This is a genomic window from Zestomonas carbonaria (genome assembly GCF_904061905.1).
In the GTDB taxonomy this organism is placed as follows: domain Bacteria; phylum Pseudomonadota; class Gammaproteobacteria; order Pseudomonadales; family Pseudomonadaceae; genus Aquipseudomonas; species Aquipseudomonas carbonaria.
This window is the reverse complement of the sequence record NZ_CAJFCI010000073.1, coordinates 15,260-31,659: the sequence shown is the minus strand read 5'-3', so window position 1 is coordinate 31,659 and position 16,400 is coordinate 15,260. Positions and strand designations below refer to the sequence as shown.

At 68.0% G+C, this 16,400-nt stretch carries 14 protein-coding genes; 11 read left to right on the top strand and 3 right to left on the bottom strand.

Annotated elements, in window-relative coordinates; genetic code table 11:
- Positions 1 to 39 precede the first annotated feature (39 nt).
- Entirely contained in the window at positions 40 to 1,434 is a 1,395-nt protein-coding gene (locus PSEWESI4_RS18140) for a class II fumarate hydratase (RefSeq protein ID WP_187672630.1), read from the top strand.
- Positions 1,427 to 2,053 carry an NAD(P)H-dependent oxidoreductase gene (locus PSEWESI4_RS18135; protein WP_187672629.1) on the top strand — a complete coding sequence of 209 codons (627 nt, stop codon included), beginning with the start codon at positions 1,427 to 1,429 and terminating at the stop codon, positions 2,051 to 2,053. The genes PSEWESI4_RS18140 and PSEWESI4_RS18135 overlap by 8 nt, the downstream gene beginning before the upstream one ends.
- Positions 2,054 to 2,097: 44 nt before the next feature.
- Here PSEWESI4_RS18135 and PSEWESI4_RS18130 read toward each other — a convergent pair whose 3' ends face one another.
- Positions 2,098 to 3,063, bottom strand: a complete 966-nt coding sequence (locus PSEWESI4_RS18130) for a DMT family transporter (RefSeq protein WP_187672628.1) — start codon at positions 3,061 to 3,063, stop codon at positions 2,098 to 2,100.
- A 278-nt stretch (positions 3,064 to 3,341) separates the two neighbouring features.
- Here PSEWESI4_RS18130 and PSEWESI4_RS18125 point away from each other — a divergent pair, with 278 nt between their 5' ends.
- Entirely contained in the window at positions 3,342 to 3,551 is a 210-nt protein-coding gene (locus PSEWESI4_RS18125) for a DUF6316 family protein (protein ID WP_187672627.1), read from the top strand.
- 263 nt (positions 3,552 to 3,814) lie between these two features.
- Here PSEWESI4_RS18125 and PSEWESI4_RS18120 read toward each other — a convergent pair whose 3' ends face one another.
- A complete protein-coding gene (locus PSEWESI4_RS18120; protein ID WP_187672626.1) occupies positions 3,815 to 4,999 on the bottom strand; it encodes a thiolase family protein in 1,185 nt (394 codons plus the stop codon).
- Between the two features lie 121 nt (positions 5,000 to 5,120).
- Complete coding sequence (gene pap / locus PSEWESI4_RS18115) at positions 5,121 to 6,608, bottom strand: polyphosphate:AMP phosphotransferase (protein WP_187672625.1); 1,488 nt, start codon at positions 6,606 to 6,608, stop codon at positions 5,121 to 5,123.
- Between the two features lie 415 nt (positions 6,609 to 7,023).
- Between pap and mnmC the strand changes: the two genes are divergently transcribed.
- From mnmC to PSEWESI4_RS18075, 8 genes are all read left to right on the top strand, one after another.
- A complete protein-coding gene (gene mnmC / locus PSEWESI4_RS18110; protein ID WP_187672624.1) occupies positions 7,024 to 9,000 on the top strand; it encodes a bifunctional tRNA (5-methylaminomethyl-2-thiouridine)(34)-methyltransferase MnmD/FAD-dependent 5-carboxymethylaminomethyl-2-thiouridine(34) oxidoreductase MnmC in 1,977 nt (658 codons plus the stop codon).
- 177 nt (positions 9,001 to 9,177) lie between these two features.
- Positions 9,178 to 9,444 carry a metal-sensing transcriptional repressor gene (locus PSEWESI4_RS18105; protein ID WP_187672623.1) on the top strand — a complete coding sequence of 89 codons (267 nt, stop codon included), beginning with the start codon at positions 9,178 to 9,180 and terminating at the stop codon, positions 9,442 to 9,444.
- 22 nt (positions 9,445 to 9,466) lie between these two features.
- The gene (locus PSEWESI4_RS18100; protein WP_187672622.1) at positions 9,467 to 10,009 is read left to right on the top strand and encodes a rhodanese-like domain-containing protein; all 543 of its coding nucleotides are present in this window, start codon (positions 9,467 to 9,469) and stop codon (positions 10,007 to 10,009) included.
- Positions 10,009 to 10,755: a sulfite exporter TauE/SafE family protein gene (locus tag PSEWESI4_RS18095; protein ID WP_187672621.1), complete on the top strand. Its 747-nt coding sequence runs from the start codon at positions 10,009 to 10,011 to the stop codon at positions 10,753 to 10,755. The genes PSEWESI4_RS18100 and PSEWESI4_RS18095 overlap by 1 nt, the downstream gene beginning before the upstream one ends.
- Positions 10,756 to 10,783: 28 nt before the next feature.
- The gene (locus tag PSEWESI4_RS18090) at positions 10,784 to 11,476 is read left to right on the top strand and encodes an MBL fold metallo-hydrolase (protein WP_187672620.1); all 693 of its coding nucleotides are present in this window, start codon (positions 10,784 to 10,786) and stop codon (positions 11,474 to 11,476) included.
- Between the two features lie 103 nt (positions 11,477 to 11,579).
- Entirely contained in the window at positions 11,580 to 13,352 is a 1,773-nt protein-coding gene (locus tag PSEWESI4_RS18085) for an N-acetylglutaminylglutamine amidotransferase (protein WP_187672619.1), read from the top strand.
- Positions 13,352 to 15,094: an N-acetylglutaminylglutamine synthetase gene (gene ngg, locus PSEWESI4_RS18080; protein WP_187672618.1), complete on the top strand. Its 1,743-nt coding sequence runs from the start codon at positions 13,352 to 13,354 to the stop codon at positions 15,092 to 15,094. Before PSEWESI4_RS18085 ends, ngg begins: the two co-directional genes overlap by 1 nt.
- A 96-nt stretch (positions 15,095 to 15,190) precedes the next feature.
- The gene (locus PSEWESI4_RS18075; protein WP_187672617.1) at positions 15,191 to 16,381 is read left to right on the top strand and encodes an osmoprotectant NAGGN system M42 family peptidase; all 1,191 of its coding nucleotides are present in this window, start codon (positions 15,191 to 15,193) and stop codon (positions 16,379 to 16,381) included.
- The last annotated feature ends 19 nt before the right edge of the window (positions 16,382 to 16,400 follow it).

Genomic DNA, 16,400 nt, shown 5'->3' with positions numbered 1-16,400 from the left:
AGCGGCCTAAACTGCCGGAAGACACTCCGGAGAAATGCCATGAGCCGCATCGAAACCGACAGCATCGGCCCCATCGAGGTCGCCGAAGATGTCTACTGGGGCGCCCAGACCCAACGCTCCCTGATCAACTTCGCCATCGGCCTGGAGCGCATGCCCATTGCCGTGCTGCATGCCCTGGCGCTGATCAAGAAGGCCGCCGCGCGGGTCAACAGCCGCAATGGCGACCTGCCAGCGGACGTCGCCCGGCTGATCGAACAGGCCGCCGACGAAGTGCTCGCCGGCGAGCACGACGACCAGTTCCCGCTGATGGTCTGGCAGACCGGCAGTGGTACGCAGAGCAACATGAACGTCAACGAAGTGATCGCCGGACGCGCCAACGAACTGGCCGGCAACGGCCGTGGCGGCAAGAGCCCGGTGCATCCCAACGACCACGTCAACCGCTCGCAGAGTTCCAACGACTGCTTCCCCACCGCCATGCACATCGCTACCGTGCGGGCCATCCAGCACGACCTGCTGCCGGCCATCGCCGAGCTGTCCGGCGGCCTCGCCGAGCAGGCCGCGCGCCACTCGCGCCTGGTGAAGACCGGCCGCACCCACCTGATGGACGCCACCCCGGTGACCTTCGGCCAGGAGCTGTCGGCCTTCGTCGCCCAGATCAACTACGCCGAGCGGGCGATCCGCGCCGCGCTGCCGGCCATGTGCGAGCTGGCCCAGGGCGGCACCGCGGTGGGCACCGGGCTCAACGCGCCACACGGTTTCGCCGAGGCCATGGCCGCCGAACTCGCGGCGCTGTCCGGCCTGCCGCTGGTCAGCGCGCCCAACAAGTTCGCCGCCCTGGCCGGCCACGAGCCGCTGGTCGCCATGGCCGGCGCGCTGAAGACCCTCGCCGTGGCGCTGATGAAGATCGCCAACGACCTGCGCCTGCTCGGCTCCGGGCCGCGCGCCGGGTTCGCCGAGGTCAGGCTGCCGGCCAACGAACCGGGCAGCTCGATCATGCCCGGCAAGGTCAACCCGACCCAGTGCGAGGCGCTGTCGATGATCGCCTGCCAGGTGCTCGGCAACGACGCCTGCATCGGCTTCGCCGCCAGCCAGGGGCACCTGCAGCTCAACGTGTTCAAGCCGGTGATCGTCCATAACCTGCTACAGTCGATCCGACTGCTCGCCGACGGCTGCCGCAACTTCCAGCAGCACTGCATCGCCGGCCTGGAGCCGGACGCCCGGCAGATGGCCGAACACCTGGAACGAGGCCTGATGCTGGTGACCGCGCTGAACCCGCACATCGGCTACGACAAGGCCGCGGAAATCGCCAAGAAGGCCTACAGCGAGGGCACCACCCTGCGCGAGGCCGCCCTGGCCCTCGGCTATCTCGACGACGCGCAATTCGACGCCTGGGTACGCCCGGAAAACATGCTGGAGAGCGGTAAACATGGCTGAAGCGGCAAAGAGTGGCGCCACCCCGCTGGAAGGCGACGGCAAGCGCATCCTGATGATCCTCGGCACTCCCAAGACCGACAGCCTGTGCCATGCGCTCGGCGAAGCCTACGCCCAGGGCGCCCGCCGCGAAGGACACGTGGTGCGCCAGTTGAAGCTCGGCGAACTGCAGTTCGACCCGGTGCTGCGCGGCGGCTACGACCATAACCAGAACCTCGAGCCCGACCTGCTGGAAGCGCAGCGGCAGATCCACTGGGCGGAGCACCTGGTGTTCGTCTACCCGGTCTGGTGGGGCGGCCTGCCGGCGCTGCTCAAGGGCTTCTTCGACCGGGTGTTCCTGCCCGGCTTCGCCTTCCGCTATCGCGACCATGGCCGTTCGCAGCTCTGGGACAAGCTATTGACCGGCCGCACCGCCGACCTGCTGGTGACCCTCGACACGCCGCGCTGGTACTTCCGCTGGATCTACGGCGCCCCGGCGCACCGCCAGATGGTGCGCACCATCCTCGGCTTCTGCGGGATCAAGACCCAGCGCCTGACGGAGTTCTCGCCGGTGCGCCCGTCCTCCGAGGCGCAGCGGCAGAACTGGCTCAGGCATGCGGAGCAGCTCGGCGGCCGGGCCTGATCGGCACCTACGACCCATCGTCCAGCGATGGGTCGTCATCCATCCTACTGGCGCTGCGCCATCCAACGCGCCCTGCGTGCCCGGTAGCCGTTCAGCAGCGACGGGCCGATGGCGACGAACGCCGAACCGAACACCACCAGCACCGCGCCGCCATAGGCCAGGAGATTGACCTGCTCCGGCAGCACGTGATCGGGCCACAGGCTGGCGGCCAGCGCCACCGAGGCGAAGGTCACCAGCGGCGTGATCGCCAGGGTCGCGCTGACCCGCGAGGCTTCCCAGTGCGCCAATGCCTCGGCGAAGGCGCCGTAGGCGACCAGGGTGTTCAGGCAGCAGGCCAGCAGCAGCCAGCCTTGCAGGGGGCTCAGCTCGAACACCTGCAACGGGTGCGCCCAGGGCGTCAGCAGCGCGGCGCAGGCCAGGTAGATCACCATCATGACCTGCACCGAGTTCCACACCGTCAGCAACTGCTTCTGCGCCAGCCCGTAGAAGGTCCACACGAAGGCCGCCGCCAGCACCACCAGCACGCCGGCGGTGTAGGTCGTCAGCGACGTGAGCAGTTCGCCCAGGCGCTGGTTGAAGAACAGCGCGAAGCCACCCAGCATCACCGCCAGGCCGATGCCCTGGCCGATGCTGAAGCGCTCGCGGAACACGAACAGGCTGCTGATCAGGAACAGCACCGGCGCGACCTGGATCACCAGTTGCGTGGTGCCGGGGCTGAGCATGTTCAGGCCGAACAGGTAGAGCACGTAGTTGCCGGTCAGCCCGGCGACGGCCAGCAGCAGCAACCAGCGCCCGTTGCGGCCGAGCGCGGAGAGACTGGGCAAACGCCGGCTCGCCGCCAGGTAGCCGAGCAGGATCGAGCCGGCCACCAGCAGGCGGTACCAGGTCACGGTCACCGGGTCCATGACCTGCAGGACTTCCTTGAGCTTGATCGGCAGGATGCCCCAGAGCACGGCGGTGACCAGGGCAAGGAACAGGCCGTAGAGCCAACGGCCGGAAGAGATGTGCATGGTGGGTCTCGACAAGGCAGGTCCGGCAAAAGCCGGGAAAAGGGCATTCTAGGCGGGGCCCGGAGACCGGCACAGGGACAGTTCCCGCCCCGCGCCCCAGGCAACTGTACCGGTCCACGGCCGACTCGCCACGAAACCGGCGCCAAATTTACGTAAAAACCGCCGAAAAACCGGAATAAAACGGGAAAAATCAACCACTTGTCGCCCAGCCCGGCGACCCGATACAGCCCCGTTAGACTGCAACACATGAATGAAGATTTTCAGTACGGGGTAAAGCCATGTACGGACAGCGTGAGGCCGACTTCGGCCCGGACACGTACTACCGTAGCGACCGGGTGAGCTCGGTCAACGGGCAGTACTTCTTCTCCACCCGCGAGGGCACCCTGGAAGGCCCCTACTTCACCCGAGTGGACGCGGAGCGGGAAATCCAGCGCTACATCCTGCGCCAGCGCCAGGCGAACGGCTTGCTGGAGAGTCGGAGTTTCTAGGTTGGTGTCTGTGTTTGTATTGGTGGGCTGAAGCCCACCCTACGGAGTGGGCGTGTGGCTGGGTGCAAGTAGATCAACTCCGCCCCTCACCCTAGCCCTCTCCCTGAGGGAGAGGGCTAGGGTGAGGGAGCGATCTATCAGACCTGCTCCATGACCCGACTCAGCCACTCTGTAGGAGCCAGCTTGCTGGCGATCCAAAAACCTGCTCCCCTCCAAAAAAAGAAACCGCGCCTAAGCGCGGTTTCTTGTTGGAGCCGAAAAAATCAGCGCACGGCTTCGAACAACCCGGTAGCGCCCATGCCGCCGCCCACGCACATGGTCACGACGCCATAACGCAGGTTGCGCCGCTGCAGTTCGCGGACCAGGTGGCCGACCTGGCGCGAGCCGGTCATGCCGAACGGGTGGCCGATGGAGATCGAGCCGCCGTTGACGTTGTACTTCTCGTTGTCGATCTCCAGGCGATCGCGGCAGTACAGGCACTGCGAAGCGAAAGCCTCGTTGAGTTCCCACAGGTCGATGTCGTCGACCTTCAGGCCCCGGGCCTTGAGCAGCTTGGGCACCGAGAACACCGGGCCGATGCCCATCTCGTCCGGCTCGCAGCCGGCGACGGTGAAGCCACGGAAGAACGCCTTGGGCTTGAGGCCCAGCTCCAGCGCTTTCTCCAAGGTCATCACCAGGGTCATGGAGGCGCCGTCGGAGAGCTGCGAGGCGTTGCCGGCGGTCACCGAGCCATCCTCGGCGAACACCGGCTTCAGGCCGTTGAGGCTTTCGATGGTGGTGTCCGGACGGTTGCAGTCGTCGCGGTCGACCACGCCTTCGAGAATCTTCTGCTCGCCGGTGGCCTTGTCCTCGACCTGGTACTTCACGTTCATCGGCGCGATTTCGTCGTCGAACAGGCCCTCGGCCTGGGCGCGCGCGGTGCGCTGCTGGCTTTGCAGGGCGTACAGGTCCTGCTGCTCGCGGGTGACGTTGTAGCGACGGGCAACGATCTCGGCGGTCTGCCCCATCGGGTAGTAGATGCCGGGGTGTTCCAGTTGCAGGCGCGGGTTGACGAGATTGTCCTTGTTGATGCTCTTCATGGTCAGGGTGATGGACTCCACCCCGCCAGCGACGATCACGTCGCTGCAGCCGGAAGCCACCTGGTTGGCGGCGATGGCGATGGCCTGCAGGCCGGACGAGCAGTAGCGGTTGAGGGTCATGCCCGACACGCCGATGCCCAGCCCCGACAGCACCGCGACGTTGCGGCCGATGTTGTGGCCCTGGGCGCCCTCGTTGGAACCGGCGCCGACGATGCAGTCGTCGACCAGCGCCGGGTCCAGGTTGTTGCGGGCCAGCAGGGCGTTGACGCAGTGCGCCGCCATGTCGTCGGGACGGGTCAGGTTGAACTTGCCGCGAAAGGACTTGGCCAGGCCGGTCCGTACGCTGTCGACTATAACCACTTCACGCATGGCACACCTCGTTGTTGTCATTTGGAGCCGATGGTTGGAAATCGGCGACGAGAATAAGCCCAGCGACTTATCGGCTTCGACGATCATTCACCACGCGTATGCGGCTCCATCCGCTCCCCGCTCAGTCGCGCGCGAAGGCCGCCTCCAGCGCATCGTTGATGGTGCGCAGCACCTTGACCCGGGCGTAGCGCTTGTCGTTGGCCTCGACCAGCGTCCAGGGCGCGACCACCGTGCTGGTGCGGTCCACCATGTCGCCCACCGCGTCCACGTACTGGTCCCACTTGTCGCGGTTACGCCAGTCCTCCTCGGTGATCTTGTAGCGTTTGAAGGGCACCTGCTCGCGCTCCTTGAAGCGCTGGTACTGGGTTTCCTTGTCGATCGACAGCCAGAACTTCACCACCACCACGCCGTGGTTGTGCAACTGCTCCTCGAAGTCGTTGATCTCGCTGTAGGCGCGCATCCAGTCGGCCTCGGAGCAGAAGCCCTCGACCCGCTCCACCAGCACCCGGCCATACCAGGAACGATCGAAGATGGTGAACTGGCGCCTGCCCGGCGCGTACCGCCAGAAGCGCCACAGGTAGGGCTGCGCGCGCTCTTCCTCGGTCGGCGCGGCGATCGGCACGATATGGTACTGGCGCGGATCGAGCGCTCCGGTCACCCGGCGGATGGCGCCACCCTTGCCCGCCGCGTCGTTGCCCTCGAACACCGCCATCAGCGCATGGCGGCGGAAGCGCTTGTCGCGGACCAGCCGGTTCAGGCGCATCTGCTCGTCGGCCAGTTGCTTCTTGTAGGCGTCCTTGCTCAGGCTGAGGCTCAGGTCGAGGCTGTCGAGCAGGCCCCGGTTGTCCAGGCTGGAAGTCAGCGGCGCGGCATGCGGATTGACCTCGCGCCCGTTGTCCACCTTGAGCGCGGCCTGCAGGCTTTCGAGCAGGATGCGCCCGACGCTCAGGCTGCGATAGCGCGGGTCAACGCCCTCGATCACGTACCAGGGCGCATAGTCGCGGTTGGTCCGCCGCAGGACCAGTTCGGCGCTGCTGACGATCTTGTCGTAGACCTTGGCCTGCTGCCAGTCCAGCACGTTGATCTGCCAACTGCGCTGCGGATCGTCCCGCAGTTCCTTGAGGCGCTTCTTGAGCTGCTTCTTCGAGAGGTGGAACCAGAACTTGAGGATCAGCGCGCCCTCGTCGCTGAGCATCTTCTCGGTACGCGCCACCTCGTCGACGGCCTGCTCCAGCTCGCTCAGCTTCATACTGCCGAGCGCCCGGTTGACGAGCACCTGGCTGTACCAGTTGCCGAAGAAGATGCCGGTCTTGCCCTTCGGCGGCAGCCGGCGCCAGTAGCGCCACTGCGGCGGCCGCGACAGCTCCTCGTCGGTGGGCAGCAGGAAACTCTCCACCTGGATCAGGCGCGGGTCCATCCACTCGTTGAGCAGCTTGACCGTCTCCCCCTTCCCCGCCCCCTCGATGCCATTGATGAGGATGAGCACGGGAAAACGCGCCTGCTGCTTCAGCTCGAACTGCGCATCCAGCAACGCCTCACGCAACTCACTGACCGCCGCCTCGTAGGTTTCCTTATCGATGGAGTGGCCGATTTCCGCTGATTCGAACATAACAACGCTCCCTGACTGAATCCGTTCAGCCTAGCGGAGATGGCTGAGGACTGCGCGGGGTAGAGCCTCATGGAGCTGCCTGTTCACTGGGTTAGTCGCTCCGCTCGCCCTTCGGGCCGCCCGGAGGGCGTTCAGCGCAGGCACCATCCCGCGCTCACGGGAATGACGGGGGATATCGCAAGAGAGCGTAACGGGATGTAGCGGGCCATGCCCGCGATTCGCGGCCATGGGCCGCTCCTACAGGGAGTGGTTCGGAGAAATTCATTGCCGGTTGCCCCGGATTTCATCCGGGCTACGGGCTATCACCCGTCATCCCCGCGCACGCGGGGAACCAATGAACAAACCACTGCTCCCCCCGTGGATCAGACCGCTGCACGGATCGGCTAGAATGCGCCTCCTGCCCACGAGACCAGCCATGCCCGATACACCATCCGACACCTTCAGCCACGCCCGCATCGATTGGGACGAACAGGGCCTGCCGCGCTCGCGCCTGTTCGACGACGTGTATTTCTCCAGCCTCGACGGCCTGGAGGAAACCCGTCATGTGTTCCTCGCGGGCAACGACCTGGCCGAGCGCTTCGCCGCGCTGCCGGACGGTGGACGGCTGGTGATCGGCGAGACCGGTTTCGGTACCGGGATGAACTTCCTGTGCGCCTGGGAGCTGTTCGAGCGGACCGCGCCGGCCGGGGCGCGGCTGCATTTCGTCAGCGTCGAGAAATACCCGCTGACCCATGCCGACCTCGAACGCGCCCTGGCCCTCTGGCCGCACCTGGCGCCCTACTCGGAGCGGCTGCTGGCCCAGTACCGGGCCATCCACCCCGGCTTCCAGCGCCTGGTGCTGGACGCTGGCCGGGTAGTGCTGACGCTGCTGGTCGGCGATGCCCTGGAGCGCCTGCCGCAGCTCGACGCACGCATCGACGCCTGGTTCCTCGACGGTTTCGCCCCGTCCAAGAACCCGCAGATGTGGAACGACGCGCTGTTCGCCGAACTGGCCCGGCTGTCGGCGCCCGGCGCCACCTTGGGCACGTTCACCAGCGCCGGCTTCGTGCGCCGGGGCCTGATCGCCGTCGGCTTCGACATGCAGCGGGTCAAGGGCACCGGCAAGAAGTGGGAAGTGATGCGCGGGCGCTTCACCGGAGCTCCCGCAGCGGCCGGCAAGCCCTGGTTCGCCCGTCCGACCTATATGCCGGCCCGCCGCGAAGCGCTGGTGATCGGCGCCGGGCTGGCCGGTTGCGCCACGGCCGCCAGCCTGGCCGCGCGCGGCTGGCAGGTGAGCCTGCTGGAACGCCACGCCGGGCTGGCCGAAGAGGCCTCCGGCAACCCGCAGGGCGTGCTCTACCTCAAGCTGTCGGCCCATGGCACCGCGCTGTCGCGGCTGATCGTCAGCGGATTCGGCCATACCCGCCGGCTGCTCGAACGCCTGGAGCGCGGCCGCGACTGGGATGCCTGCGGCGTGCTGCAACTGGCCTTCGACGCCAAGGAAGCCGGGCGTCAGGCCAAGCTGGCTGCCGCTTTCCCCGCCGACCTGCTGCGCCCGGTCGAACGCGACGAAGCCGAAACCCTGGCCGGCATCGGTCTGGCCAGCGGCGGACTGTTCTTCCCCGAGGCCGGCTGGGTACATCCGCCGGCGCTGTGCCGGTTGCTGGCGAGGCATCCGAACATCCGCCTGCTGCCCCACCAGGAAGCGCTGGAGCTGCGCCGAGACGGCGACCGCTGGCAGGCCCTGGACGGCGAACGGCTGCTCGCCGAAGCGCCGGTGGCGATACTCGCCGGCGCCGCCGAGGTACGCCGCTTCGCCCAGACCACCGAGCTGCCGCTGAAGCGCATCCGTGGGCAGATCACCCGCCTGCCGCAGACCGGAACCTCCGTGGCGCTGCGCAGCGTGGTCTGCGCCGAAGGCTACGTGGCCCCGGTGCGCAACGGCGAACATACCCTCGGCGCCAGCTTCGACTTCACCAGCGACGACCTCGCGCCGACCGCCGCCGAGCACCGTGGCAACCTCGCCCTGCTGGAGGAAATCTCCACCGACCTGGCCGAGCGCCTGCAGGTCGGCCAACTCGATGCCGAACGACTGGAGGGCCGCGCCGCGTTCCGCTGCACCAGCCCGGACTACCTACCTATCGTCGGCCCGCTCGCCGACACGGCCGCCTTCGCCGAGGCCTACGCGGTGCTCGGCAAGGACGCCCGCCAGGTGCCGGACACGCCCTGCCCCTGGCTCGACGGCCTGTACATCAACAGTGGCCACGGCTCGCGCGGGCTGATCACCGCGCCGCTGTCCGGCGAACTGCTGGCCGCCTGGCTCGACGACGAACCGCTGCCCCTGCCGCGCGACGTGGCCGAAGCCTGCCACCCCAATCGCTTCATCCTGCGCCAGCTCATTCGCGGCCAGTAGCGGAGCGACCGACACATCGATACGCGAGCCATGCCGCGACAACCAGTCGCGGGTGACAAGCGCTCGATCCCGAAACTATACTCCCCAGGGTATATACTCCAAGGAGTACCCAGCCATGCACATCCCGTTATCCACAGAAACCGTGGTACCTCCCACCACTCCCGCGAAGGCAGTGCGATGAGCGGCCCCACACCCGAACGCCAGGACGCCATGCTCAAGCGCCTGGCCCGCGTCGAGGGGCAGATTCGCGGCATCCAGTCGATGATCCGCCGTGGCGAGGACTGCGAAGCCATCGCCCAGCAGTTCTCCGCCGCTCGCAAGGCGCTGGACCGAGCCTACCAGGAACTGCTGGCATGCCTGCTGGAAGAGACCGTGATGGACCCCGAGCGCGACGACGCCGAAACCCTCGCCCGGGTCCGGGCGATCTTCACCAAATACACCTGATACTCCCAGGGAGTACCCGAAGATGAACGACGACATCCGCCTGATCGACGCCCCGCGCTTCGCCACCGCCCGCCAGGAGGGCCACGTGCGCTTCCTGATCGACGTGCGCAGCCCGGCGGAATTCCGTGCCGGGCACGTTGCCGGCGCCCGCAACGAACCCCTGGATCGCCTCGATCCGGCGCGGCTGGTCGCCCAGCTCCGCGCCGAGGGCCTGCAAGCCGGCGACGAGCTGTACCTGGTCTGCCAGAAGGGCCAGCGCGCCCGCCAGGCCGCCGAACGCCTGCACAGCCTGTTACCGGGCGTACAGGTGATCGAGGGTGGCACCGAGGCTTGCCTGGCCTGCGGGTTGCCGGGCGAAGGCAGCGGTGGCGGCGTGATCGAGTTGCAGCGCCAGGTACAGATCGCCGCCGGCAGCCTGGTGTTGCTCGGCGTGATCCTCGGCACCTGGCTGCACCCCGGCTGGTACGGCCTCGCCGCCTTCGTCGGCGCCGGCTTGACCTTCGCCGGCCTCAGCGGCACCTGCGGCCTGGCCCTGCTGCTGGCGCGCATGCCCTGGAACCGCTGATGTCGCTGCTGCTCCTCGAAGCCCTCGGCATTGGTTCACTGCTCGGCCTGCTGCTCGGCCTCACCGGCGCCGGCGGTTCGCTGGTTGCCCTGCCGCTGCTGCTCAGCCTGCACCTGCCGCTGCGCGATGCCATCGGCGTCAGTCTCGGCGCGGTGGCCCTCACCGCCCTGGTCGGCGCCATTCCACGCGCCCGCCAGGGCCAGGTGGCCTGGCTACCGGTGCTGCTGCTCAGCCTCGCCGGCCTGCCCGGCAACGCCTTCGGCCAGTGGCTGGGACGCTTCGTCCCCGAGGCCGCGCTGCTGGTGGCGTTCTGCATCCTGGTGCTGTGGTCGGCATGGCGCCTGTGGCGCAGCGCCGAGCTGCCGCGTGCAGGCGGCGGGCCGCTGCGCAGCCTGCCACTGCTCGCCATCGGCCTGGGCGTCGGCGTAATGTCGGGACTGATGGGTGTCGGCGGCGGTTTCCTGGTCGTACCGGCGCTACTGTGGTTCACCCCGCTGTCGATGCTCGCGGCGGTGGCCACCTCGATGGCGGTGATCGCCCTGGTTTCCGGCGGCGGCTTCCTGCTCTACCTGAGCCATGCGCACCCTTCGCCATCACTGCTCGGCGGCCTGGCAGCCGGTGGCGCGCTCGGTGTGCTGCTCGGCAACCAGTTGGCGCTACGCCTCGGCGGCCCGCTGCTGCAACGTATCTTCGCCCTGCTGCTGGCGGCCACCAGCCTGACGCTGGCCGGGCAGAAACTACTCTAGGCTCCGCAGAGCCTGGGAGGGATTCGACATGTTGTTCCGCCAACTCTTCGACAGCACCAGTTCGACCTACACCTACCTGCTCGCCGACCGGGGCGAGGCGTTGTTGATCGATCCGGTCAAGGACAAGCTGGACGACTACCTGCGGCTGCTCCGCGAACTGGACCTGAGCCTGCTGCTGGCGCTGGACACCCACACCCACGCCGACCACATCACCGCCCTTGGCGACCTGCGCGATGCCACCGGCTGCCGCGCCGGCATCGGCGCGCAGAGCGGCAGCGCCTGCGCCAGCTTCACCTTCGCCGAAGACCAGCGCCTGGCCTTCGGCGGACGCGAACTGGTCGCCTGGTACACGCCGGGGCACACCGACGATTCCTACTGCTTCCTGCTGCCAGGCAGCGACCGGGAACCGGCGAAGCTGTTCTCCGGCGACACCCTGCTGATCCGCGGCACCGGCCGCACCGACTTCCAGAACGGCGACGCCCACGCCCAGTGGGCCAGCCTGCAACGCCTGCTGGCCCTGCCCGGCGACACGGAGGTATGGCCCGGCCACGACTACAAGGGCTGGACCCGCTCCAGCATCGCCGAAGAGGCAACGCACAATCCACGCCTGCAAGTACCGGGCGCCGAGGCCTACGCCGAGTTGATGGCCAATCTGAAGATGCCCAATCCCAGGCTGATGGACATCGCCGTGCCGGCCAACCGGGCCTGTGGCAATCCGTAGACTTATAACGGATTGATCTAAACGTTCCCGACTTATGGGGGTCCCAAACAACCTGAGACTGTTATGGTGTCAGCCTCCCCAACGGCAAAACCGGTAAGGAACTATGTGCGGAATCGCTGGAGAAATACGCTTCGACCATCAACCGGCCGACCTGGCCACTCTTGAAAAAATCACCCACCACATGGCCCCACGCGGACCCGACGCCTGGGGCTTCCACAGCCAGGGCCCGGTTGCCCTGGGCCATCGCCGGCTGAAGATCATGGAGTTGTCCGATGCCTCGGCGCAGCCGATGATCGACAGCGATCACGGCCTCGCCCTGGCCTTCAACGGCGCCATCTACAACTACCCCGAGCTGCGCGCCGAACTGCAGGAACTCGGCTACCGCTTCCACTCCGACGGCGACACCGAGGTGTTGCTCAAGGGCTACCACGCCTGGGGCGCCGAGCTGCTGCCGAAACTCAACGGCATGTTCGCCTTCGCCATCTGGGAGCGCGACACCCAGACCCTGTTCATCGCCCGCGACCGTCTCGGCGTGAAGCCGCTGTACCTGTCGCAGACCGGCGAGCGCCTGCGCTTCGCCTCCAGCCTGCCGGCGCTGCTGGCCGGCGGCGGCATCGACACCCGGCTCGACCCGGTGGCGCTCAACTTCTACCTGAACTTCCACTCCGTGGTGCCGGCGCCGCGCACCATTCTCGCCGGCGTCGAGAAGCTGCCGCCGGCCACCTGGATACGCATCGACGCCCAGGGCCGCCGCGAGCAGCACACCTGGTGGGAACTGACCTACGGCCCGCGCGAAAACGAACGCCAGTTCGGCCTGGAAGACTGGCGCGACATGACCCTCGACAGCCTGCGCGAAGCCGTGGCGATCCGCCAGCGCGCGGCGGTGGAGGTCGGCGTGCTGCTGTCCGGCGGGGTGGATTCCAGCCTGCTGGTCGGCCTGCTGCGCGAGGTCGGCGTCGAGCACCTGTCGACCTTCTCCATCGGCTTCCAGGATGCCGGCGGCGAGCGCGGCGACGAGTTCCGCTATTCGGACCTGATCGCCAACCACTACGCCACCCGCCACCACCAGCTACGCATCGCCGAGAGCGAGATCATCGAGCAGTTGCCGGCGGCCTTCCGGGCCATGAGCGAGCCGATGGTCAGCCACGACTGCATCGCCTTCTACCTGCTGTCGCGGGAAGTCTCGAAGCACTGCAAGGTGGTGCAGAGCGGCCAGGGCGCCGACGAACTGTTCGCCGGCTATCACTGGTATCCGCAGGTCGATGGCGCCGAGGATGCCTTCGCCGCCTATCGCGCGGCCTTCTTCGACCGCGGCCACGACGACTACGCCGCCTGCGTGCAGCCGGCCTGGCTCACCGACGACCACGCCGGCGAGTTCGTCCGCGAGCACTTCGCCCGCCCCGGCGCCTCAGCGGCGGTGGACAAGGCGCTGCGCCTGGACAGCACGGTGATGCTGGTCGACGACCCGGTAAAACGGGTCGACAACATGACCATGGCCTGGGGCCTGGAAGCACGCACGCCGTTCCTCGACTACCGCCTGGCGGAGCTTTCGGCGCGCATCCCGGCACGCTTCAAGCTGCCTGACGGCGGCAAGCAGGTGCTCAAGGAAGCGGCCCGGCAGGTCATTCCCCACGAAGTGATCGACCGTCCGAAAGGCTACTTCCCGGTGCCCGGCCTCAAGCACCTGGAAGGCGCCACCCTCGACTGGGTGCGCGACCTGCTGCTCGACCCCAGCCAGGATCGCGGGTTGTTCGACCCGGCCATGCTCGACCGCCTGCTCAGCGACCCGCATGGCCAGCTCACTCCGCTGCGCGGCTCCAAGCTGTGGCAGCTCGCCGCCCTCAACCTGTGGCTCAGCGAACAAGGAGTCCACTGATGCGTGCCCATCATCAGATCAGCCAACGCCTGCTGCGCGGCCAGACGCCCTCCTACGCCCGCCTGCAGGCCCGCTTCGCGGAAGGGGGCTCCGCGCAACCCGACGAACCGGTGGCCCTGCATTGCGGCTGGGGCCGCCTGCTGGTCGGCCACACCTTCCCCGATTCGCGCAGCCTGGCCGCCGAACTGCTCAACGAGCAGCACGGCGAGCGTGATATCGCCCTGTACGTCGCTTCGCCGCAGAAGGTGCTGTCCTACGCGCCGCAACAACTGTTCCTCGACCCATCGGACACCCTGCGCCTGTGGTTCAGCGACTACCGCACGGCGGCCCGCACTTTCCGCGGCTTCCGCATCCGCCGCGCACACCAGGACAGCGACTGGCAGGCGATCAACTGCCTGTACCAGGCCCGCGGCATGCTGCCGGTCAACCCGGAGCTGCTGACCCCGCGCCCCGAAGGCGGGCCGGTGTACTGGCTGGCCGAGGACGAGGACAGCGGCGCGGTGATCGGCAGCGTGATGGGCCTCGACCACCGCAAGGCGTTCAACGATCCCGAGGCCGGCAGCAGCCTGTGGTGCCTGGCGGTCGATCCGCAATGCACGCGGCCGGGCGTCGGAGAGGTGCTGGTGCGCCATCTGGTCGAGCACTTCATGGGGCGCGGCCTCGCCTACCTCGACCTCTCGGTGATGCACGACAACCGCCAGGCCAAGGCGCTGTACGCCAAGCTCGGCTTCCGCGAACTGCCGACCTTCGCGGTCAAGCGCAAGAACGTCATCAACGAGGTGCTGTTCCTCGGTCCCGGCCCGGAAGCCGAGCTCAACCCCTACGCGCGGATCATCATCGACGAGGCGCGCCGGCGCGGCATCGAGGTGCAGATCGACGACGCCGAGGGCGGCATCTTCACCCTCAGCCACGGCGGCCGCCGCCTGCGTTGCCGGGAATCGCTGTCGGACCTGACCAGCGCGGTGAGCATGACCCTCTGCCAGGACAAGCGCCTCACCCACCGCACCCTGGCGCGCGCCGGGCTCAAGCTGCCGGCCCAGCGGCTGGCCGGCACGGCGGAGGAAAACGCGGCGTTCCTCGCCGAGCACCGCCGCGTGGTGGTCAAGCCGGTGGATGGCGAACAGGGCCAGGGAGTGGCCGTCGACCTGCGCACCGAGGAGGAAATGCAGGCCGCCATCGAGCGGGCCAGCCGCTTCGACAGCCGGGTGCTGCTGGAAAGCTGCCACGACGGCGCTGACCTGCGCATCGTGGTGATCGGCTTCGAAGTGGTCGCCGCGGCGCTGCGTCGGCCGCCGGAGATCGTCGGCGACGGCCACCACAGCGTCGGCGCGCTGATCGAGGCGCTGAGCCGCCGCCGGCAGGCCGCCACCGGGGGTGAAAGCCGCATCCCGCTGGACGCCGAGACCCAGCGCACCCTGCGGGTCGCCGGCCATGACTACGACAGCGTGCTGCCCGCCGGCGAACGCCTGGCCGTGCGGCGCACCGCCAACCTGCACACCGGCGGCAGCCTGGAGGACGTCACCGCGATCCTCCACCCGGCGCTGGCCGAGGCGGCGATCACCGCCGCACGGGCGCTGGACATCCCGGTGGTCGGCGTCGACCTGCTGGTCCCGGCGCCCGACCAGCCGGACTACGTGTTCATCGAGGCCAACGAACGCGCCGGCCTGGCCAACCACGAGCCGCAGCCGACCGCCGAACGGTTCATCGACCTGCTGTTTCCGTTGAGCCAGGGGGTGGGCTGACGAGTCCGCCCCTCACCCTGGCCCGGATGCAATCCGGGAATGGAACAACACCGGTCCTCCCGGATCGCATCCGGGCTACGCAAGACAGGAGCCTCCATGCCCCGACACCCCGAACCCGACCTCGACTACCTCAAGCGCGTCCTGCTGGAAATGCTCGCCATCCCCAGCCCGACCGGCTTCACCGACACCATCGTGCGCTACGTCGCCGAGCGCCTCGACGAACTCGGCGTGCCCTTCGAGCTGACCCGCCGGGGCAACATCCGCGCCACCCTCAAGGGTCGCCAGTCCAGCCCCGACCGCGCGGTGTCCGCGCACCTCGACACCATCGGCGCCATCGTCCGCGAGCTGAAGGACAACGGCCGCCTCGGCCTGGCGCCGGTGGGCTGCTGGTCGAGCCGCTTCGCCGAGGGCAGCCGGGTCAGCCTGTTCACCGATGACGGCGTATTGCGCGGCAGCGTGCTCCCCCTGCTGGCCTCCGGGCACGCCTTCAATACCCAGGTGGACGCCCTGCCGGTGAGCTGGGACCACGTCGAGCTGCGCGTCGACGCCTATTGCAGCACCCGCGCCGACTGCGAGGCACTGGGCATCTCGGTGGGCGATTTCGTGGCCTTCGACCCGCTGCCGGAATTCACCGAGAGCGGCCACATCAGCGCCCGTCACCTGGACGACAAGGCCGGCGTCGCCGCCCTGCTCGCCGCCCTGAAGATGCTCGTGGACTCCGGCCAGGAACCGCTGATCGACTGTCATCCGATCTTCACCATCACCGAGGAGGTCGGCTCCGGCGCGGCGGCGACGCTGCCCTGGGACGTCAGCGAGTTCGTCGGTGTCGACATCGCCCCGGTCGCCGCCGGCCAGCAATCCAGCGAGCACACCGTCACGGTCGCCTTGCAGGACTCCGGCGGCCCCTACGACTACCACCTGTCGCGACACCTGCTGAAGCTCGCCGCCCAGCACGAGATCCCGGTGCGCCGCGACCTGTTCCGCTACTACCACAGCGACGCCCAGTCGGCGGTCACCGCCGGCCACGACATCCGCACCGCGCTGCTGGCCTTCGGCTGCGACGCCACCCACGGCTACGAACGCACCCACATCGACAGCCTGGCCGCCCTCGCCCGCCTGCTCGCGCGCTACCTGCTCAGCCCGCCGGTATTCGCCAGCGATGCGCAGGCGACCCAGGACTCTCTGGAAAGCTTCAGCCACCAGCTCGAACACGACGCGCAGATGGAAAGCGAGACCCGCGTCCCACCAGTCGAAAGTGTGGTCGGGCAACGCGACCAGGAGACTTGAAGCCCGGCGAGCAGAAGAG

Coding starts and splice junctions, on each gene's coding strand:
- PSEWESI4_RS18140 (WP_187672630.1), top strand. CDS start 40: ATGAGCCGCATCGAAACCGACAGCATCGGCCCCATCGAGGTCGCCGAA.
- PSEWESI4_RS18105 (WP_187672623.1), top strand. CDS start 9,178: ATGAGCGGCCCCACACCCGAACGCCAGGACGCCATGCTCAAGCGCCTG.
- PSEWESI4_RS18125 (WP_187672627.1), top strand. CDS start 3,342: ATGTACGGACAGCGTGAGGCCGACTTCGGCCCGGACACGTACTACCGT.
- PSEWESI4_RS18120 (WP_187672626.1), bottom strand. CDS start 4,999: ATGCGTGAAGTGGTTATAGTCGACAGCGTACGGACCGGCCTGGCCAAG.
- PSEWESI4_RS18095 (WP_187672621.1), top strand. CDS start 10,009: ATGTCGCTGCTGCTCCTCGAAGCCCTCGGCATTGGTTCACTGCTCGGC.
- PSEWESI4_RS18130 (WP_187672628.1), bottom strand. CDS start 3,063: ATGCACATCTCTTCCGGCCGTTGGCTCTACGGCCTGTTCCTTGCCCTG.
- PSEWESI4_RS18135 (WP_187672629.1), top strand. CDS start 1,427: ATGGCTGAAGCGGCAAAGAGTGGCGCCACCCCGCTGGAAGGCGACGGC.
- PSEWESI4_RS18100 (WP_187672622.1), top strand. CDS start 9,467: ATGAACGACGACATCCGCCTGATCGACGCCCCGCGCTTCGCCACCGCC.
- PSEWESI4_RS18090 (WP_187672620.1), top strand. CDS start 10,784: ATGTTGTTCCGCCAACTCTTCGACAGCACCAGTTCGACCTACACCTAC.
- PSEWESI4_RS18075 (WP_187672617.1), top strand. CDS start 15,191: ATGCCCCGACACCCCGAACCCGACCTCGACTACCTCAAGCGCGTCCTG.
- pap (WP_187672625.1), bottom strand. CDS start 6,608: ATGTTCGAATCAGCGGAAATCGGCCACTCCATCGATAAGGAAACCTAC.
- mnmC (WP_187672624.1), top strand. CDS start 7,024: ATGCCCGATACACCATCCGACACCTTCAGCCACGCCCGCATCGATTGG.
- ngg (WP_187672618.1), top strand. CDS start 13,352: ATGCGTGCCCATCATCAGATCAGCCAACGCCTGCTGCGCGGCCAGACG.
- PSEWESI4_RS18085 (WP_187672619.1), top strand. CDS start 11,580: ATGTGCGGAATCGCTGGAGAAATACGCTTCGACCATCAACCGGCCGAC.